A 19,511-nucleotide genomic window follows, 5' to 3' on the forward strand; every position below is an offset into this window, starting at 1 on the left:
AGCCCATCAGAGCCGTCATTGAAGGAGCCTGTATGCAGTTGGACCCCGCGAGCGGTTGGTTTGAAGGCGTGCGCCATTGCCCGTCCCCCAACTTCAATGCGCGCCCCACGGGCGAAATCTCCTTGCTGGTGATCCACAACATCAGCCTGCCACCGGCGCAGTTCGCGACGGGCAAGGTGCAGGAATTTTTTCAGAACCGCCTGGATGTCACCGAGCACCCTTACTTTGAAGGGATTGCCGACTTGCGTGTGTCTGCACATTTTCTGATCGAGCGTGACGGCGCGATCACACAGTTTGTCTCTTGTCTTGATCGGGCGTGGCACGCAGGCGTTTCCCGGTTTGAGGGACGCGAAGGCTGTAACGATTTCTCCCTTGGCATCGAGCTTGAAGGCACTGATGATCTGCCGTTCACCGAGGCTCAATATCACGCGCTGATTGCCTTGACCCGCCAATTGCAGTCTACGTTTACAGCCATCACCCATTCACGTATCCAGGGGCATAGCGATATCGCACCCGGGCGCAAGACGGATCCGGGGCCGGCGTTCGACTGGGCACGCTATCGCGGGGCTCTGGAAAAAGGGGAAGCACAATGAGTTTTCTGGTGTTACTGCTGGCGGTCTGGATCGAGAAGTTTTCGGCCTTGCGTCATCAAGTTCAGCGCGACAGTGGATGGCTGCGGGAGCTGGCCAACTATGAAGCCAGCCCAAAGCTTGCGAATCGGCCTTGGCTGGTACTGGCATTGCTGGTGCTGTTCCCAGTGGCGTTACTCGGCCTTTTGTTGCTGGTACTGGAGCCGGTGGCCTATGGCTTGTTGGCCTTGCCGGTGCATTTGCTGGTGGTGATTTATAGCTTGGGCCGTGGTGATTTGCTCGGTGGCCTGGGACCGTTTCGTGATGCCTGGCGCCGGGAAGACCTGCAAGCGGCGGCGCTTGTCGCCAAACGTGACCTGGATATTTGCGCCGACAGCGGCGAGCAGTTGCTGCAGAAGGTTCAAGCCCATTTGCTGTGGCAGGCTTATCAGAGTTTTTTTGCAGTGATTTTCTGGTACTTCCTGCTCGGTCCGGTGGCGGCCTTGAGTTATCGCTTGCTGGCCCTGGCGGCCGAACATGGCAAGAACCCGACGGTGGTCGAGCGCGCCGCACACTTGCGACATGCCTTTGACTGGCTGCCGGTGCGTTTGTTGGCCGCGAGTTTTGCTTTGGTCGGCAACTTCGTCGCGGTCAGCCGGGTGATGCTCCATGAATTGTTGAACTGGAATATCAGCGCTGCGCAGCTGATCGAGAACGTCGGCGTGGTGGCGGGGGAGATTCCGGCACCTGTGGCGGGGCCTGAAGGGGTTCAAAACCTGGATCAGATCTGGGAACTGCTGCTGCGGGCGGCGGTGGTCTGGTATGCCGGATTTGCCATTTGGACCGTGCTGCCCTGATTTCTGTATAACCCCGAAAAGATCGCAGCCTTGTAGCAGCCTTCGGCGGCTGCTACAGGTGCGCGTGCGCTCTAGCTGTTAACCTTAAGTTACAAAACCTCCTTTCGATTTGAGCTATACAGAAGCAGCACGCCATAGTGGCTATCTGCTGCATCTGCGTGCCTGCCCAAAAAAATAAGAAATGAAAGGGGGACGTCCGTGAAGAGTTTGCTCTATCCCGCCGTTGCGCTGATGAATCGCCTGAACTTCGGCATGAAGTTCAGCCTGATCAGCGTGCTGTTTTTCTTCCCCATGCTGGTGACCAATTTCTATCTGGTTCGCGATTCGTATCGCGAATTCCAGGGCACCCAGGTCGAGTTGCAAAGCCTCGACCTGTTGGGCAGTGGGCAGACGCTACGGCGGGATCTGGAAACCCTGAACAACCTGGTACAGATCAACGCGACCCTCGGCCAGTCTGGCAAGGCGGGAGATACCGAGTCGAAAATCAGCGCCCTTGAGCGGAGCGTGCTAGCGCGCCTGCAAAGCCTGACCGCGACGACCATCGATCCTGAGCAGGTCAGCGTTTTTGATGGCAAGCGCGATGAAATGATTACCGCGTTCAAGGCTCAACAAGCGGAGACGTCCCTGCAGAGCAAAAGCGCGCTGATCGGCAAGCTGCTCGGCAATGCGCAGATTTTCAGTCAGATCATCGCCAGCCAGGCTGGCCTGAGTCGTGACAACCAGAGTGATTTGCGCCAATTGAGTGAGTTGATCACCAACGTTACCCCGCGTGTGACGCAAACCCTCGGCGAAGGCCGGGCGATGGGGGCCTACTCGCTGGGGCAGGGGTTTATCAATTCCGCTTCGAGCACCCGGTTCGATGAGCTGCTGGTGCAGATCGACAAGCTTCAGGCCGAATACGCCCTGAAGTTGCAGGACGCGCTGGCTGCCGGCAAAGCGGCGCGTGAGGTGCTGGAACCCTCGGCCAATGTCAGCAAAGCCACACTCAAGCAAGCCAGCGAGCTGTTTGAAGAGCAAGTGGTGGTGGCCGATACCCTCGATAAACCCTGGCAGGGTTTTTACGATCAGGTCACCGGGCTGATGGACAAGACCTATCAACTGAATGACGCGACGCTTAAGTTTCTCGGCGTTCAATTGCAGCAACGTCTGGAACAGAACCGCACGCACATGGTGCTGCGGGCGGTGGCACTGTCGGTAGTGTTCGTGCTGATTTTTTACCTCTACGGCGGTTTCTATGCCTCCACCCGCACCACCCTCAAGCGTCTCGGCGGAGTCATGGACAAGGTGGCGGCCGGTGACATGACCATCACGTTTACCGCCCACAGCCGTGATGAGTTGGGTGAGTTGGGCAACGTCTTCAATGGCACCGTGGCCAAGATCCATGACCTGATCGAGTTGGTTGGCAAGACCGTCAACGAGGTGGAGCGTCAGGCGAGTCAGGTGGAAACGGTGTCGGCCCGGAGCAATCAGGCGGTGGCTGGTCAGCGTACGCAGATCGAGCAAGTCGCTACGGCGATGAACCAGATGTCGGCCACCGCTCAGGAAGTTGCGCGCAGTGCGGCGGCTGCCGTCAGCAGCGCCCACAGTGTCAACGATGAAACCATTAGCGGGCGCGGGTTGGTCGAGTCGCAACAAGGCAGCATTGCGCAACTGGCCAGCGAGATCGACTCGTCAGTGCTGGTAATCAATCAACTGGCCAGCGACAGCCAGTCCATCAGTCGCGTGCTGGAAGTGATCAAGAGCATCGCCGAGCAGACCAACCTGCTGGCGCTCAACGCGGCCATCGAGGCCGCCCGTGCGGGTGAGCAGGGACGGGGCTTTGCGGTGGTGGCCGATGAGGTCCGCACCCTGGCCAAACGTACCCAGCAATCGACCGAAGAAATCGAGCAGATGATTACCAGGCTGCACGGTGGCGTTGGCGCCGCGGTGAAGGCCATGGGCGTCAGTCACCAGATGGCCAGTGGCACGGTCGGTCAGTCGGAAAAGGTCCAGCAAGCCCTGGAAAACATCCTCGGCGCGGTGGGCATGATCGTCGATCAGAATCAGCAAATTGCTGCGGCAGTCGAGCAGCAAACCGCGGTGGCCCACGATATCGACCAGAACATTGTCGAGATCAACCGGGCCGGCGAACGCACTGCCGAAGGTGCGCACCAGACCGAAAACGCCAGCCGTGCACTGTCGGCCCAAGTGGTGCAGTTGAAGCACTTGATCAGCGCGTTCAGGGTTTGACGATTACCGGCCGCCGCAAACCGACGGATTACCAGTTGAACAGCTCGCAGGCGTTGGCGGTGCTGGCGGCGGCCAGTTGTTCGGGGCTGATGGCCATGATCTGCGCCAGTGCCGCGCAAATCGCCGGCAGGTGAGCAGGGCTGTTGCGTTGTCCGGGGTACATGGCGGGCGCCATGTCCGGTGAATCGGTTTCCAGCACGACCGACTCCAGTGGCAAACCGGCGATCACTTTGTGCATGCGCAAGGCTTGTGGCCAGGTTGCCGCACCGCCCAATCCCAGTTTGAAACCGAGCTTGAGGTATTCGCGGGCCTCTTCCTGGCTGCCGGCAAAGGCGTGGATGATGCCGGCGCGTTTTAGCCTGAAGCGTTTCAAGGTCGCAATCACCGCCGCATGGCTGCGCCGCACATGCAGCAGGGCCGGCAACTGGAAGTCGGCCGCCAGTTGCAGTTGTGCGTCAAACAGCGCTTGCTGGCGTTCGCGGTCCAGGTCCTCAAGAAAGTAATCCAGGCCAATTTCGCCCACGGCGCACAGTTGCCGATGGCCGGCCAGACGCGTCAGCCAGTCCGCCAGCTCAGTCAGGTCAGCGGGACGATGCTCATCGACATAGACCGGGTGCAGGCCAAACGCGGCATGCAGGTCAGGATCGCTTTGCACCAGATCCCAGACCCGCTGCCAATTGCGCTGATAAACCCCCAGCACCACCATCCGCTTCACACCCAAGGCGCGGCTTTGAGCCAGCAGCGCCTGGCGGTCCGGGTCGAAATCCGGAAAGTCCAGATGAGTGTGGCTGTCGATCAGCTCCACGTTTCAGTCCTGGCGAATACGCTGTTTGAAGGTCCGCGCGATGGCCTGCACGCCGGGTTGGTAATGGTCTTCTTCAATCGCCGCGAGCGCCAGTTGCAGGACTTTATCGGCGATCAATTGATGCTGCTGGGCCATGGCGTTGACCGGCAGCGGCAGGAAGTCCAGCAACTGCGTGTCACCAAACGTGCCGAGGCGCAACGGGCGGGTTTTCAACGGGAAGTCGTGCAAGGCATCGAACACGCCTTGAAGCAGCACGTAGGACGTCGTCACCAACGCATCCGGCAAATGGCCGAGGCGTTGCAGCAATTCTTTCATCAGTTGTCGACCGCAGTCGCGGCTGAACGCCTCGCCGTGTTCGATCAGGACTTCGCCCTTGAAGTCGATCAGAGCCTGTTTGAAGCCGGCGGTACGCTCCTGGCTGATGCTCAGTTCGGGTCGCGCACCGATCAGTGCAATCTGCTTGGGCTGTGGCTGCAACAGGCTGCGGGTGAGGTTCAGGCTGGCTTCGCAATCATCGCTGATCACCGAGCAGAAATATTCAGGCTCCATGACCCGGTCAATGGCAATGATCGGCAAGCCCTTGGCTTGCAACTGGCGATAGCTGTCATCGCCGGCCGGCAGGCAGCTGGCGACGATCAATGCATCGCAACGCCGTGCGCGAAACAGCTTGAGCAACTGGCGCTCGCTCTCCGGCGCATCGTCGGAGCTGGCAATCAGCAACTGATAGCCACGTGCCCGGGCACCCTGTTCGAGGAGCTTGGCGATCCGCGCGTAACTGGGGTTTTCCAGGTCCGGCAGAATGAAGCCCAGGGTGCGGGTGTGCCGACTGCGCAACCCGGCCGCTTGAGGGTTAGGCGTAAAGCCATGTTGTTCGACCACCGCGCGCACGCGCTCGACGGTGGCGTTGCTGATGCGCTGTTGTTCGGCCTTGCCATTGATGACATAGCTGGCGGTGGTGACAGACACACCGGCCAACTGGGCGATATCACTGAGTTTCAACCGGGATTTCCTTGTTTTTTCGAGCTTGCCCCGACATTTTGTCCAATCCTACCCGATTACGGCAGGCGCCCCATGTCACAACGCATCCGACAAGTTGGACTTCAAGGTTGGGAGATTATCGAGTAACGTGCCAACTCATCTAGATTAAACGTTTCAGCAAGCGTATTTTCTTCGCTATTGGCTCTTTTTGCCGGTTCTGCCGCGAAACCGACGAAGGATGCTCTGAAAAAGAGTGCTCTGAATAAAGCCTAAACTGATTCAATCAAAACAATACCTGGCGCGACTCCGCGCCAAAAAGGAGAAAGCATGCTCGAGCTCACTATAGAGCAGATATCCATGGGCCAGTCGGCTGTGGATAAAGCCGCCGCATTGCGTTTGTTGGCCGACCAACTGGTCTCCGATGGCCTGGTGGCCGAGGGTTACCTCAGCGGCTTGCAGGCGCGTGAAGCCCAGGGTTCGACCTTTCTCGGCCAAGGTATTGCGATCCCCCACGGAACCCCCGATACCCGCGATCTGGTGCACACCACCGGCGTGCGTTTGCTGCAATTCCCCGAAGGGGTGGATTGGGGCGACGGTCACATCGTCTATCTGGCGATCGGTATCGCCGCCAAATCCGACGAGCATTTGCGCCTGCTGCAATTGCTGACCCGGGCCCTCGGCGAAACCGATCTGGGCCAGGCCTTGCGCCGCGCCAGTAGCGCCGAAGCCTTGCTGAAACTGCTGCAAGGCGCGCCGCAAGAGCTGGCGCTGGATGCGCAAATGATCGGCCTGGGTGTCTCCGCCGACGACTTCGAAGAGCTGGTCTGGCGTGGCGCACGGTTGTTGCGTCAGGCCGACTGCGTGAGCAATGGTTTTTCTGCAGTCTTGCAGCAGGTTGAAGCGCTGCCGCTGGGTGATGGCCTGTGGTGGCTGCACAGCGAACAAACGGTCAAGCGCCCGGGTCTGGCCTTCGTCACCCCGGACAAACCGATTCGTTACCTTGGCCAGCCACTGAGCGGGCTGTTTTGTCTGGCCAGCCTTGGCGAGGCGCATCAGGCCTTGCTTGAACGCCTTTGCGCCTTGCTGATTGAAGGCCGTGGTCACGAACTCGGTCGCGCCACCAGCCGTCGTGCGGTGCTGGAAGTACTGGGCGGCGAATTGCCGGCCGATTGGCCGAGTGCCCGTATTGCCTTGGCCAACGCCCACGGTTTGCACGCGCGGCCAGCGAAGATCCTTGCGCAATTGGCGAAGAGTTTTGAAGGCGAGATCCGCATCCGCATCGTCGACGGCCAGGACAGCGCCGTGTCGGCGAAGAGCTTGAGCAAACTGCTCAGCCTCGGCGCCCGTCGCGGCCAGGTGTTGGAGTTGATTGCCGAGCCGAGCATCGCCGCCGATGTGTTGCCGGCGCTGCTGAGGGCTATCGAAGAAGGCCTGGGCGAAGACATCGAACCGTTGCCGACGGTGAGTGCAAAGAGCGAGGTCATCGACGAAATCTCTGACGTCGTGGTTGCCCCCGCCTCCGGCAGCGTGATTCAGGCCATCGCTGCTGCGCCGGGGATTGCCATCGGGCCAGCGCATATTCAGGTGCAGCAAGCGATCGAATACCCGTTGCGCGGCGAGTCCACGGCGATCGAACGCGAGCGTCTGAAAACCTCCCTGGCCGATGTTCGCCGCGATATCGAAGGGCTGATCCAGCGCAGCAAGGCCAAAGCCATTCGCGAGATTTTCATCACCCACCAGGAAATGCTCGATGACCCGGAACTGACCGACGAAGTCGACACTCGCCTCAAGCAAGGCGAAAGCGCTGAAGCGGCGTGGATGGCGGTGATCGACGCGGCAGCCAGACAACAGGAATCCTTGCAGGACGCCTTGCTCGCCGAACGCGCAGCGGACTTGCGTGATATTGGTCGGCGGGTGCTGGCGCAACTGTGCGGCATCGAGACCCCGAGCGAACCTGATCAGCCATACATTCTGGTGATGGATGAAGTCGGACCTTCGGATGTCGCACGTCTTGATCCGACGCGGGTGGCCGGCATTCTTACCGCGCGCGGCGGTGCCACTGCCCACAGCGCGATCGTCGCTCGGGCCTTGGGTATTCCGGCGCTGGTCGGTGCTGGCGCGGCGGTGTTGCGGCTAGCGTCGGGCACGCCATTGCTGCTCGATGGCCAGCGTGGTCGGCTGCATGTCGACGCCGATGCGGCGACGTTGCAGCGTGCCTTTGAGGAACGTGACAACCGCGAACAACGCCTGCAAGCGGCCGCGGCCCAGCGTCACCAACCGGCGCTGACCACTGACGGCCATGCGGTCGAAGTATTCGCCAACGTCGGCGAAAGCGCCGGTGTGGTCAGCGCGGTCGAGCAGGGCGCTGAAGGGATTGGCCTGCTGCGCACCGAACTGATTTTCATGGCCCATCCGCAAGCGCCGGACGAAGCCACTCAAGAAGTCGAATACCGTCGGGTGCTCGATGGCCTGGCCGGGCGGCCGCTGGTGGTGCGGACTTTGGATGTTGGCGGTGACAAGCCGTTGCCGTACTGGCCGATTGCCAAGGAGGAAAACCCGTTCCTCGGCGTACGTGGCATTCGCCTGACGTTGCAACGTCCGCAGATCATGGAAGCGCAGTTGCGTGCCTTGCTGCGCGCCGCCGACAACCGCCCGTTGCGGATCATGTTTCCGATGGTCGGCAGTGTTGACGAATGGCGTCAGGCGCGGGACATGACCGAGCGCCTGCGTCTGGAAATCCCGGTGGCGGACCTGCAACTGGGGATCATGATCGAAGTGCCGTCGGCGGCCTTGCTGGCGCCTGTTCTGGCCAAGGAAGTCGACTTCTTCAGCGTCGGTACCAATGACCTGACCCAATACACCCTGGCCATCGACCGCGGTCATCCGACCCTGTCGGCCCAGGCCGATGGCTTGCACCCGGCGGTGTTGCAACTGATTGACATCACGGTGCGTGCCGCCCATGCCCATGGCAAATGGGTTGGCGTGTGTGGCGAACTGGCGGCAGACCCGCTGGCGGTACCGGTGTTGGTCGGCCTGGGTGTGGATGAGTTGAGCGTTTCGGCGCGCAGCATCGGCGAGGTCAAGGCACGGGTTCGTGAGCTGAGTCTTGCGCAGGTAAAACATCTGGCCCAACAGGCTCTGGCCGTGGGCAGCGCGAATGAAGTGCGCGCATTAGTGGAGGCTCTGTAATGGCCAAAATCCTAACCCTGACCCTAAACCCGGCGCTGGACCTCACCGTTCAGTTGCCGCGTCTGGAACCTGGTCAGGTCAATCGCAGCGACGCCATGCACACGCACGCCGCCGGCAAGGGCATCAATGTGGCGCAGGTGCTTGCAGACCTCGGGCATCAGCTGACGGTCAGCGGTTTTCTCGGTGAGGACAATCTTCAGGCGTTCGAAGCGCTGTTCGCCAAACGCGGGTTTGTCGACGCCTTCATCCGCGTTCCCGGCGAGACTCGCAGTAACATCAAACTGGCGGAAGCGGACGGACGCATCACTGACCTCAATGGTCCGGGGCCGGTGGTCAGTTCGGCCGCGCAGCAGGCGTTGCTCGATCGTCTGGATCAGATCACCATCGGCCATGATGCAGTGGTGGTCGCCGGCAGTTTGCCACGTGGTGTCAGCGCGCAGTGGTTGCACGGGTTGTTGCTGCGCCTCAAGTCGCGGGGTTTGAAAGTCGCCCTCGACACCAGCGGCGAAGCCTTGCGTGCCGGGCTGTCGGCGGGACCGTGGCTGATCAAACCGAACACCGAAGAGCTGTCCGAGGCGCTGGACCGCGAGGTGGTTTCGGTGGGGGCACAAGCCGAAGCGGCGAGTCGTTTGCACGCTCATGGTATCGAACACGTGGTGATTTCCCACGGTGCCGAGGGCGTCAACTGGTTCAGTGTCGGCTCGGCGATGCACGCCACGCCACCCAGGGTCAGTGTTGTCAGTACGGTGGGCGCAGGCGATTCGTTGCTGGCAGGCATGCTCCACGGATTGCTCAGTGCCGATACGCCTGAACAGACCTTGCGCACCGCCACCGCGATTGCCGCCATGGCCGTCACGCAGATCGGTTTCGGTTTCGGTATCGGTGACGCTGCGCAACTGGCGCAGCTCGAACAGGGGGTGCGCGTGCGCCCCCTGACAGAACAATAAGAGGGTTGGTCATGAAGTTAGCCATTGTTACTGCCTGCCCGAATGGCATGGTTACCAGTGTGCTGTGCGCGCGTTTGCTCGATGCCGCCGCGCAGCGTCAGGGCTGGATGACCTGCGTTGAAGTGCATGATGCCGCGCACCCGGAACGCCAGCTGTCCGCCGCGACCCTGGAAGACGCCGAGTGGGTGTTGCTGGTCAGCACCGGGACTGTGGATATGTCGCGGTTTGTCGGCAAGCGGGTGTTCCAGAGCACGCCGTCCCAAGCCCTGCAAGACGTCGATGCAGTGCTGCGCCGTGGTGCTGAAGCAGCCCAAATCTACGTCGCCCCGCAAGCCGTCGTCGAACCCGCAACTGTCAGCAAAACTGCGCCGCGTCTGGTGGCGGTCACTGCGTGCCCGACCGGTGTCGCCCATACCTTTATGGCGGCCGAAGCCTTGCAGCAGGCGGCCAAGCGTCTGGGTTATGACTTGCAGGTGGAAACCCAGGGCTCGGTCGGCGCCCGCAATCCGTTGAGCGCGCAAGCCATCGCGGATGCCGATGTGGTGCTGTTGGCGGCAGACATCGAAGTCGCCACCGAGCGCTTTGCCGGCAAGAAGATTTACCGCTGCGGCACCGGCATCGCCCTGAAACAGGCCGAGGCCACGCTCAACAAAGCGTTGGCCGAAGGCACGCAGGAAACCGCGTCGAGCGGCGCCCAAGGCCCGGCCAAGAAAGAGAAAACCGGGGTCTACAAACACCTGCTGACGGGCGTCTCGTTCATGCTGCCGATGGTCGTGGCCGGGGGGTTGATGATCGCGTTGTCGTTTGTCTTCGGCATCACCGCGTTCAAGGAACCGGGCACGCTGGCGGCGGCACTGATGCAGATCGGTGGCGATACCGCGTTCAAGTTGATGGTGCCGTTGCTGGCGGGTTACATCGCCTACTCGATTGCTGACCGTCCTGGCCTGGCGCCAGGGATGATCGGTGGCCTGTTGGCGAGTACCTTGGGCGCCGGTTTTATCGGCGGGATCATTGCCGGTTTCATCGCCGGCTATGCGGCGCAGGCGATCAACCGTTATGCACGCCTGCCGCAAAGTCTGGAAGCGCTGAAACCGATTCTGATCATCCCGTTGCTGGCGAGTCTGTTCACCGGCCTGGTGATGATCTATGTGGTCGGTAAACCGGTCGCCGGACTGCTGGAAAGCCTGACGCATTTCCTCGACAGCATGGGCACTACCAACGCGATCCTGCTGGGGGTATTGCTCGGCGGTATGATGTGCGTCGACCTCGGCGGGCCGATCAACAAGGCCGCTTATGCGTTCTCGGTGGGGCTGCTGGCATCGCAAAGTTATGCACCGATGGCCGCGACCATGGCCGCTGGCATGGTGCCGCCGATTGGCCTGGGTATCGCCACGTTCATCGCCCGGCGCAAGTTTGCCCAGACCGAGCGCGAAGCGGGTAAAGCTGCCTTGGTGCTGGGGCTGTGCTTTATCTCTGAAGGGGCGATTCCGTTCGCCGCCAAGGACCCGCTGCGAGTGATCCCGGCGAGCATCGCCGGCGGTGCACTGGCTGGTGCGCTGTCGATGTATTTCGGCTGCAAACTGATGGCGCCTCACGGTGGGCTGTTCGTGATGCTGATCCCGAATGCGATCAACCATGCGCTGCTGTACTTGCTGGCGATTGTTGCCGGGAGTTTGCTGACAGCGGTGGTCTATGCAGTGGTCAAGCGCCCGGAAGTCGCCGAGTTGGCGTTGGAACCGGCCAACGCATAGATCAAAAGATCGTCCGAACGCGGCCCGAACCTTCGGCAGCTCAAAGTACCCCTCAAGGAGCTGCCGCAGGTTCGGGCTGTCAGTAGACGTCGCGCCGATATCTGCCTTGCTCGATCAATCGCTCGACTTCATCAACACCGAGCACTTCGTTGAGCACTTGATCCACGCCTGACGCCATCCCTTGCAGGCTGCCGCAGATGTAGAGCGATGCACCGTCGGCCAGCCATTTTTTCAGCTCGATGGCGCGTTGGCGCAGGCGATCCTGAACGTAGATTTTCTCGGCCTGATCCCGCGAAAACGCCAGGTCCAGCCGCTCCAGATCACCTTCGATCAACCATCCCTCAAGCTCATCGCGACAGAGGAAGTCATGCTCGCGATTGCGTTCGCCAAACAGCAGCCAGTTGCGTGTCTGGCCATCGGCAATTCGTGCCTTGAGCAAGCTGCGCAGGCCAGCCAACCCAGTGCCATTGCCCAGCAGAATCATTGGCACGGGCGTGGCCGGCAGATGGAAGCCGCTGTTGCGCCGTACTCGCAGGCTGATGGCAGAGCCCAATGGCGCGTATTCGGTCAGCCAACCGGAGCCGACGCCCAGACGCCCATCCGTATGGCACTCCTGACGAACCAGCAGTTCGAGCACGCCGTCGGCGGCAATCGAGGCGATCGAGTATTCGCGCATGGCCAATGGCACCAGCGCGTCGACCAACGCCTGGGCATGCAGCCCGACCAGGTGCACGCGATTCTCCGGCAACTGACGGCTGGCCAAGGCGTGTTCAAGGGTTTCCTGCACGCCATTGATTTGCACCCGACTGTTGCCGGCGATGCCCAGTCCTTCAAGGAACTGTTCAATCGCGCCCCGGCAGTTGCGCGGTAACACTTCAACCAGGTCTCCGGCCAGCCAACTGCTGGTGTCAGGTGCCGTCAGGCCCAGCAGGTAAACGTCGGCGCCGCTGCTGTCGGGGTTGAGCAGTTCGCGCTTGCTCAAGGTCCAGTTGTTGTAGCTCGGGGCTTTCCAGGTATCGACTGGTGGCTGTCCGGTCAGTTGACAGAGTTGCTGCTGCCAATGACGCAGGGCGTACGGGTCGCCGCTGTCGACTTCCACCGGGGCGAACAGCGTGGTGCCACCGTGTTCCGCCAGCCAGCTGTGCAGGCGTTTGGCGAAGCCGCAGAAGTGTTGGTACTGTCGATCACCGAGGCCAAGCACGGCGTAGTTCAGGCGCGAAAGGCTCAGCGCCCGACCGAGTACCTTGCGCTCGAAACCACGGGCGCTGTCCGGTGCTTCGCCGTCGCCAAAGGTGCTGACCACGAACAGCGCATGGCTTGAATCGCGCAGGTCCTGCTCGCTGACGGCCGCCAGCGGTTGCACCTTTACCGGCAGCCCGGCGGCCTGCAATTGGCTGGCGGTCTGCCAGGCCAACTGTTCGGCAAAACCGCTCTGACTGGCAAAGCCGATCAGCCATGCCGGTACATCGCTGGTGGTTTGCACCAGGTCTTTACGGGCGTTTTTGATCTGACGTTTCTTGCGCCGACGGTCCAGGTACAACAACCAGCCAGTGATGAAGAACAGCGGCATGGTCAACGAAGCCAGGGTCAGCACAATTCGCCCAACGAGACCGAAGTAACTGCCAACGTGCAGCGCATAGAGGCTGGTCAACAGTTGTGCCTTGAAGCTCTTGTCGCCGTAGCGATCATGACGGCTGATAACACCGGTGGCCGGGTCGAGAGTGATCTGGTTCAGTGCCCGGTCATGGGGTGAGTTTTTCAACAGATAGAACACGGTGGCCGGTTGTCCGGCCACCGGTGGCATGCGCACGTTATAGGCGCTCAGGCCCGGCCCGGCGGCGCTGTAGATGCTGCTCCAGATTGCATTGTAATCGGCGGTCGGCGCGGGGCCGGCCGGTAGCGGTGCACCACGCCCCGGTCTGGCGCGTTCGTTTTGCGGTGCGTCGGACAGCAGTTTGCTCAGGCCCTTGTTGTACCACTCATAGGACCAGGACAGCCCGGTCAGCGCGGCCAACAAATAAACCAGCAAGCACCAGGTGCCCGCGACCGAGTGCAGGTCCCAGTTGAAGCTGCGACCTTTTTTCGCCCAGTCGAGGGTCAGCCAGGCACGCCAGCTCGCCACCTGACGGGGCCAGCGCAGGTAGAGCCCGGACAGGCAGAAGAAAATCAGAATCAGTGTGCAGGCACCGGTAATTTGTCGGCCGGTGTCGCCCATCGCCAGGAAACGATGCAGTTGCAGCATCAGGCCAAAAAAGTCCTGGCCGACGGCATCGCCCATGTAGTCGCCGGTATACGGGTCGACGTAGCGCATCTGGCCACGGCGCTCGCCCGGCGGCGGGGTGAAGAACACGCGTGCCGCAAAGCCGCTCTCGGTTTCGACCCAAAGCATCGCGACTTTCTTGCCCTCGGCAGCCTCGACCCTGGCCACCAGATCCGCCGGCGGCAGTACGCCGGCCACCTGCTTCTCGACCTGCAGGACCTGTGGGTTCAGTGCCCGCAGGATCTCATCCTGAAACGACACCGCCGCACCGGTAATGCCCATCAAGGCCAGCACCAGACCCGCACTGATGCCGAAGAACCAGTGCAGCTGGAACAGGGTTTTCTTCAACACGTCGACCGCCTTGTTCGTCTAAAACTGTTTGTTCAATAAGAAACGTCACGGCGCGCATTATGCCGTGAGTTGTCGAGAAACATTCTTTTTTACACGCAAAAGCCCCGCTCATTGTGATGGGCGGGGCTTGACGACTTCGTTCTTTGTCAGAAGTGGAAGTTGGTGGTGAGCAAGGCGGTACGGCCTGCCGCCTGGTTGGCGAAATGCGCCGCGTAGGCTTTGTCGTAGTACGTCACGTCCGTCAGGTTCTGCACGTTCAGCTGCAGGTCGACGTTTTTGGTCAGCTTGTAACTGGCCATGGCGTCGTATCGGGTATAGGACGGTACGTACACGGTGTTGGCGGTATCGCCGTAAACCTCGTCGACGTAGAAGGCGCCGCCACCGACGGTCAGCTTCGGCATTACTTCATAGGTGGTCCAGAGGCTGAAACTGTTCTTCGGCGTGTTCGGCATTTCGTTGCCTTTGGCCGATGCCGCGCCAGCCGTGATTGCACCGTTACGTCCGGTCAGACCTGGGTCGACCAACTCGCTCTTCAGGTAGCTGTAACCGGCGAACACTTGCCACTTGTCAGTGATCTTGCCGCTGGCCGACAGCTCAAGGCCGTCAACGCGTGAAGTACCGGCGTTTTCATAGGTGTTGTTGGACACCAGAACACGGGAGTTTTCTTTCTCGGTGCGGAAGATCGCAGCGGTCAGCGAGACACGGTTGTGGAAGACATCCCACTTGGTGCCCAACTCGTAGTTTTTGGTGGTTTCCGGTTCCAGGTCGCTTTGAAGGGTGCTGTTGCCAGCGGTCAGCGGGTTACCGTCGGAGCCTTCGTTGAGCATCGCACCTGGCGGTGTTGCGGAAGTGGCGTAGGACGCGTAGACACTGCCGTTTTCCAGTGGATTCCAGACCAGGCCCGCCTGCCAGTTCCAGAACTGGCTGTCGTTGCTGGTTTTACCGGTGGTGGTGTTCTTGGCCTGGGTGTCGAATGTGTCGTAACGCGCGCCGAGGTTCACCAGCCATTGCGGGTCGAGCTCGATGGTGTCGAACACATAGGCCGCACGAGTGTTGGCGCTGGTATCGGTGCCGGCGTAGTTGCGCGCAACAGTACCGGTCCAGCCGTCATTCGGGTTCGGATTACTCAGCGAAGTGCAGCTGCCGTTACCGGTACCGACCATGCCTGGTTTGCAGCCGCCCGCCGGGTTGCTGTTCGGGCTGACGGTGTAGCCTGAAACCGAGCTTGTTTCACGGGTGATTTCAAGACCGGTGGAGTAGTTGTTCTTGAAGCCCAGTGCCTGGAACTCACCGAACAGGTCGGTCTGGTTGGTAGTGGTCGAAGTATTGGACACGCGGGAGTTGGCGCGACGCCAGACAGTCCCGAACTGATTGACGTTGTGCTGGCTGTCGTCCGGCTGGGTGAGGACATAATCCTGGCCGGTATTGCCATGACGCAGAGTATTTTTCAGCGTCATGTTGTCGTTGAGGTCGTGTTCGATGGAGAGTGTGCTGATGTCCGCACGGGTCTTGCGAAAGTCCCGGTTTTTGAGACCGTAGAAGTTGCTGCTGTCGCCGCCATCGTCAGGCTTGTCGTGGACGTGCGGTGTTTTAGCACCGTTGTTGCTGTAACCGTAGGGAATACCCGAGTCCGGCAGGTCATTGCTTTCCATGTGGTAGTAGCTGAGGTTGACGCGGGTCGGCGTACCGAGACCAAAGGTCAGCGACGGCGCCACACCCCAACGGTCGTAGTTGATCGCGTCACGACCGGCGACGTTCTGCTCGTGGCTCATCAGGTTCAAACGGAACGCCGCGTTGTCGAGGAACTGACGGTTCACGTCGAGTACATAACGGCGGGTCTGGTCAGAGCCGTAGGTGAAGCCGCCGTTGGTGAAGTCTTGCTGCTTGGGCGTCTTGCTCACCAGGTTCAGGCTACCGCCGGCCGAGCCGCGACCACCGAACGTGGAGTTGGGGCCTTTGCTGACTTCGATCGATTCGATGTCGAAGATCTCGCGGGTCTGTCCGCCAGTATCGCGAACGCCGTCCAGATAGGTATCGCCCTGGGCATCGAAGCCGCGAATGAACGGGCGATCGCCCTGCGGGTTGCCGCCTTCACCGGCACCAAAGGTGATGCCTGGTACGGTGCGCAGCGCATCTTGCAGCGAAGTGGCTGCGGTGTCTTTGAGCACTTGCTGCGGAACCACAGTGACCGAGCGCGGGGTATCGACCAACGGCGCGGTGTACTTCTGTGAGGAGGCTTTTTCGACCTGGTAAGAGGTGGAGTCCTGAGCTTCGCCGGTAACGCTGGTGGCATCGAGGGAAATCGCATTGCGCGGCGCTTTATCGTCGGTCTTTTCTGTCGCGTAAGCCATGTGCGCTGCAGAGCTGGCAGTGATCGCCACGCCAATTGCAGAGGCGAGTAAACGCGGTGAGCTGACCGGTGATTGTGGTAGTTGGCGTGACATTGTGAATTCCCCTCCCCAGGGTTTGAGGCGGCGGAATATAGGCTAAACAGGTATTTGTATCAATTGCGATATATTGCTATTTGCATTGAATTTACATTCTTTACGGCTTTTCCTTACGGGTTTTGCGGACTCATTCGTCAGAGCGATTTTACATTGCTAATAAGAATCAATACCATTGACGTCCCTTTGCCCTCAGGTATCGACCCATGCTGCTGCATATTCCCGGCTTGTTCTCCCGCGAAGAGGTGCAGCGCATTCGCGAGGCTCTGGAGCAGGCTGACTGGGCGGACGGCAAGATCACCGCTGGTTTTCAGTCGGCCAAGGCCAAGCACAACCTGCAACTGTCGCAAGGTCACCCGCTGGCCCAGGAAATTGGTGCGGCGATGCTTGAACGGTTGTGGAAACATCCGCGATTCATGTCAGCGGCGTTACCGCACAAAGTCTTCCCACCGCTGCTCAACTGCTACACGGCGGGGGGCAGTTTTGACTTTCATATCGACAACGCGGTGCGTCAGCCCAAGGGCAGCATCGAGCGCGTTCGCACCGACCTGTCGTCGACATTGTTCTTCAGCGACCCGGACGAGTACGACGGCGGCGAGCTGGAAATCCAGGACACCTTCGGTACCCAACGAGTGAAATTACCGGCCGGTGACCTGGTGCTCTATCCGGGCACCAGCCTGCACAAGGTCAACGCGGTGACTCGCGGCACACGCTATGCCTCATTCTTCTGGACCCAAAGCCTGGTTCGCGAAGACAGCCAGCGCGCCTTGCTGTTCGAGATGGACGAGGCGATCCAGCAACTGACCCGGGACATGCCGGATCACCCATCACTGATTCGCCTGACCGGCACCTATCACAACCTGCTGCGCCGCTGGGTCGAGGTGTAACCGTGAGCTATCGACTGCGCCGCGAGGAAGTCCTCGACGGCGATCAACTCAGCGTGATGCTCGCCGAAAGTCCGGCCCGTGCCGCTCAGGCAATCCTGATTGCCGCGAAGGCCGGGATCCTCGACGCCCAGGCCTTGCTCGGTCAAATCCTGCTCGAAGGGCAGGGGATCGCCAAGGACCAGGCGCTGGCCTTGCGCTGGTTCGAGATCGCCGCCAACGGCGGGCATCTGATGGCGCGCAACATGCTCGGTCGCTGTCATGAACATGGCTGGGGCTGTAATGCCGACGCCACGGTCGCAGCGGGGCATTATCGCTGCGCCGCCGACGCCGGGCTGGACTGGGCGATGTACAACTACGCCAACCTGCTGGCCACCGGACGCGGTGTAATCGAGGATCAGGCGCAAGCCCTGAATCTTTATCGCCGCGCCGCTGAACTGGGCCACGTCAAGTCGATGAACCTGCTGGGGCGCTATCTGGAAGAGGGACGATTCTGCCCGGCAGACCCTGTCGCCGCGATGGACTGGTATCGGCATTCGGCCGAGGGCGGGGACTTTCGGGGGCAGTTCAGTTATGCGGCGGTGCTGGCCGACCAAGGGCAAATCGAGGAAGCGCTGACTTGGTTGCGCAAGGCGTTGGCGGGTGGAAATTTGAAGTTCTTGGGAGTGGCAGGCACGGCGCTGTTGAGTGCGAGCGATCCACAAATCCGGGCGTTGGCCACGGATTATCAGCGACGGGCGACCGAGTTGACGGACTAAGGTATGGATTGTTCCCACGCTCCGCGTGGTAACGATCATTCAGGCACAAAAAAGCCCATGACGAGTCATGGGCTTTTTGCTTACAGCGATCTGCGCTTAAACGTAGAACGACTTCAGTGGCGGGAAGCCATTGAACTCAACGGCGCTGTAGCTGGTGGTGTACGCGCCGGTGGACAGCCAGTACAGGCGGTCACCGATGGCCAGGTTCAGTGGCAGGCCGTACTTGTAGTTTTCGTACATGATGTCGGCGCTGTCGCAGGTCGGGCCGGCGATGACCACTTCTTCCATCTCGCCTTTCTTCTCGGTCCAGATCGGGAACTTGATGGCTTCGTCCATGGTTTCGATCAGGCCGGAGAACTTGCCCACATCCGTGTACACCCAACGCTCGACGGCGGTACGGGATTTACGTGCGACCAACACCACTTCGCTGACCAGGATGCCGGCGTTGGCGATCAGCGAACGGCCCGGCTCGAGGATGATTTCCGGCAGGTCGTCACCGAAGTCTTCCTTGAGGAAACGGATGATTTCTTCGGCGTAGGTTTCCAGGCTGTTGGTGCGGGTAATGTAGTTGGCCGGGAAGCCGCCGCCCATGTTGATCAGCTTCAGGTGGATGCCGTCTTCTTCTTTCAGACGTTCGAAGATCACTTTGACCTTGGCGATCGCCGCGTCCCAGACACTGATGTCGCGCTGCTGCGAGCCAACGTGGAAGGAGATGCCGTAAGGCACCAGGCCCAGGTCGCGAGCGAGGATCAGCAGGTCCATGGCCATGTCGGTCTGGCAGCCGAATTTGCGCGACAAAGGCCAGTCAGCGGTGGTCGAGCCTTCGGTCAGGATACGCACATAGACTTTCGAGCCCGGTGCCGCCTTGGCGATGTTGCGCAGGTCGGCTTCGGAGTCGGTGGCATACAGACGCACGCCCTTCTCGAAGAAGTAGCGAATGTCCTTGGATTTCTTGATGGTGTTGCCGTAGCTGATGCGGTCCGGGGTTACGCCGCGGCCCAGCACTTTGTCCAGCTCGTAGATCGAGGCGATGTCGAAGCTCGACCCTTTCTCTTTCAGCAGGTCGATGATCTCGACGGCCGGGTTGGCCTTGACCGCGTAGTAAACCTTGGCAAATTCGAAACCGGCGCGCAGGTCGTCATAGGCCTGGGCGATCATCGCGGTGTCGATCACCACGAACGGGGTTTCTTGTTTGTCGGCGAAGGCCTTCATTTTCTGAAAGGTTTCGCGCGCGAAATAGTCTTCGACCTGAATCGACATACTTGGGAGCTCCTACTGGCAAACAGCGTAAATAAATGGGTGCAAATGAACGTCCTCCGTATCCCCACTTTGGTTCGCCTACTTCCCAAGGCATGTCGCCGAAAGCAAAAAGGCCATGGGAAATGGTGCTTCCCTTGGCCTTGCTGTCTCGTCGTCAGTACTTGAGCCGGATGGATCGTTTCCAGCATGGACGTTCGGCGCGAACTTTAGGGCGTGAGGGCCTTGAGAT

At 60.5% G+C, this 19,511-nt stretch carries 13 protein-coding genes; 8 read left to right on the top strand and 5 right to left on the bottom strand.

Going from position 1 to position 19,511, the window contains the following annotated elements; translation table 11 throughout:
* The first annotated feature begins 32 nt into the window (after positions 1-32).
* The 3 genes from ampD to FPT12_RS08605 all read left to right on the top strand — a co-directional run bounded on the left by ampD (position 33) and on the right by FPT12_RS08605 (position 3,655).
* Positions 33-593 carry a 1,6-anhydro-N-acetylmuramyl-L-alanine amidase AmpD gene (gene ampD / locus FPT12_RS08595; RefSeq protein ID WP_054594054.1) on the top strand — a complete coding sequence of 187 codons (561 nt, stop codon included), beginning with the start codon at positions 33-35 and terminating at the stop codon, positions 591-593.
* A complete protein-coding gene (ampE, locus tag FPT12_RS08600) occupies positions 590-1,426 on the top strand; it encodes a regulatory signaling modulator protein AmpE (RefSeq protein WP_145015711.1) in 837 nt (278 codons plus the stop codon). The genes ampD and ampE overlap by 4 nt, the downstream gene beginning before the upstream one ends.
* Before the next feature lie 198 nt (positions 1,427-1,624).
* Positions 1,625-3,655: a methyl-accepting chemotaxis protein gene (locus FPT12_RS08605; protein WP_145015713.1), complete on the top strand. Its 2,031-nt coding sequence runs from the start codon at positions 1,625-1,627 to the stop codon at positions 3,653-3,655.
* A 28-nt stretch (positions 3,656-3,683) separates the two neighbouring features.
* Here the strand turns inward: FPT12_RS08605 and FPT12_RS08610 are convergent, their stop codons facing one another.
* On the bottom strand, positions 3,684-4,460 hold the full coding sequence (locus FPT12_RS08610; RefSeq protein ID WP_145015715.1) for a TatD family hydrolase: 777 nt from the start codon (positions 4,458-4,460) through the stop codon (positions 3,684-3,686).
* Positions 4,461-4,463: 3 nt separating this feature from the next.
* Positions 4,464-5,459 (bottom strand): catabolite repressor/activator, encoded by a 996-nt coding sequence (gene cra / locus FPT12_RS08615; protein ID WP_145015717.1) that lies wholly within the window; start codon positions 5,457-5,459, stop codon positions 4,464-4,466.
* Positions 5,460-5,765: 306 nt separating this feature from the next.
* On the opposite strand from cra, the gene ptsP reads away from it, so the two are divergent.
* The 3 genes from ptsP to FPT12_RS08630 are packed head-to-tail and all read left to right on the top strand — an operon-like array spanning position 5,766 to position 11,325.
* Positions 5,766-8,627, top strand: a complete 2,862-nt coding sequence (gene ptsP, locus FPT12_RS08620; protein WP_145015719.1) for a phosphoenolpyruvate--protein phosphotransferase — start codon at positions 5,766-5,768, stop codon at positions 8,625-8,627.
* Positions 8,627-9,574: a 1-phosphofructokinase gene (pfkB, locus tag FPT12_RS08625; protein ID WP_145015721.1), complete on the top strand. Its 948-nt coding sequence runs from the start codon at positions 8,627-8,629 to the stop codon at positions 9,572-9,574. Before ptsP ends, pfkB begins: the two co-directional genes overlap by 1 nt.
* 11 nt (positions 9,575-9,585) lie before the next feature.
* Complete coding sequence (locus tag FPT12_RS08630; protein ID WP_145015723.1) at positions 9,586-11,325, top strand: PTS fructose-like transporter subunit IIB; 1,740 nt, start codon at positions 9,586-9,588, stop codon at positions 11,323-11,325.
* 79 nt (positions 11,326-11,404) lie between these two features.
* Here the strand turns inward: FPT12_RS08630 and FPT12_RS08635 are convergent, their stop codons facing one another.
* Positions 11,405-13,936 carry a sulfite reductase flavoprotein subunit alpha gene (locus FPT12_RS08635; RefSeq protein WP_145015725.1) on the bottom strand — a complete coding sequence of 844 codons (2,532 nt, stop codon included), beginning with the start codon at positions 13,934-13,936 and terminating at the stop codon, positions 11,405-11,407.
* 146 nt (positions 13,937-14,082) lie between these two features.
* Positions 14,083-16,380: a TonB-dependent siderophore receptor gene (locus tag FPT12_RS08640; protein WP_145015727.1), complete on the bottom strand. Its 2,298-nt coding sequence runs from the start codon at positions 16,378-16,380 to the stop codon at positions 14,083-14,085.
* 206 nt (positions 16,381-16,586) lie between these two features.
* Between FPT12_RS08640 and FPT12_RS08645 the strand changes: the two genes are divergently transcribed.
* Both FPT12_RS08645 and FPT12_RS08650 read left to right on the top strand, forming a co-directional pair.
* Positions 16,587-17,267 (top strand): Fe2+-dependent dioxygenase, encoded by a 681-nt coding sequence (locus FPT12_RS08645; RefSeq protein ID WP_145015729.1) that lies wholly within the window; start codon positions 16,587-16,589, stop codon positions 17,265-17,267.
* 2 nt (positions 17,268-17,269) lie between these two features.
* Positions 17,270-18,022 carry a tetratricopeptide repeat protein gene (locus tag FPT12_RS08650; RefSeq protein WP_145015731.1) on the top strand — a complete coding sequence of 251 codons (753 nt, stop codon included), beginning with the start codon at positions 17,270-17,272 and terminating at the stop codon, positions 18,020-18,022.
* A gap of 96 nt (positions 18,023-18,118) precedes the next feature.
* Here FPT12_RS08650 and FPT12_RS08655 read toward each other — a convergent pair whose 3' ends face one another.
* Positions 18,119-19,282 carry a type III PLP-dependent enzyme gene (locus FPT12_RS08655; RefSeq protein ID WP_145015733.1) on the bottom strand — a complete coding sequence of 388 codons (1,164 nt, stop codon included), beginning with the start codon at positions 19,280-19,282 and terminating at the stop codon, positions 18,119-18,121.
* Between the last annotated feature and the right edge of the window lie 229 nt (positions 19,283-19,511).

The sequence above is a fragment of the Pseudomonas sp. H3(2019) genome (assembly GCF_007713465.1).
Classification (GTDB): Bacteria; Pseudomonadota; Gammaproteobacteria; order Pseudomonadales; family Pseudomonadaceae; genus Aquipseudomonas.

Bases quoted from the DNA above. Each gene is read 5' to 3' on its own strand.
- ampD (WP_054594054.1), top strand. From the start codon at position 33: ATGCAGTTGGACCCCGCGAGCGGTTGGTTTGAAGGCGTGCGCCATTGC.
- ampE (WP_145015711.1), top strand. From the start codon at position 590: ATGAGTTTTCTGGTGTTACTGCTGGCGGTCTGGATCGAGAAGTTTTCG.
- ptsP (WP_145015719.1), top strand. From the start codon at position 5,766: ATGCTCGAGCTCACTATAGAGCAGATATCCATGGGCCAGTCGGCTGTG.
- pfkB (WP_145015721.1), top strand. From the start codon at position 8,627: ATGGCCAAAATCCTAACCCTGACCCTAAACCCGGCGCTGGACCTCACC.
- FPT12_RS08630 (WP_145015723.1), top strand. From the start codon at position 9,586: ATGAAGTTAGCCATTGTTACTGCCTGCCCGAATGGCATGGTTACCAGT.
- FPT12_RS08640 (WP_145015727.1), bottom strand. From the start codon at position 16,380: ATGTCACGCCAACTACCACAATCACCGGTCAGCTCACCGCGTTTACTC.
- FPT12_RS08645 (WP_145015729.1), top strand. From the start codon at position 16,587: ATGCTGCTGCATATTCCCGGCTTGTTCTCCCGCGAAGAGGTGCAGCGC.
- FPT12_RS08655 (WP_145015733.1), bottom strand. From the start codon at position 19,282: ATGTCGATTCAGGTCGAAGACTATTTCGCGCGCGAAACCTTTCAGAAA.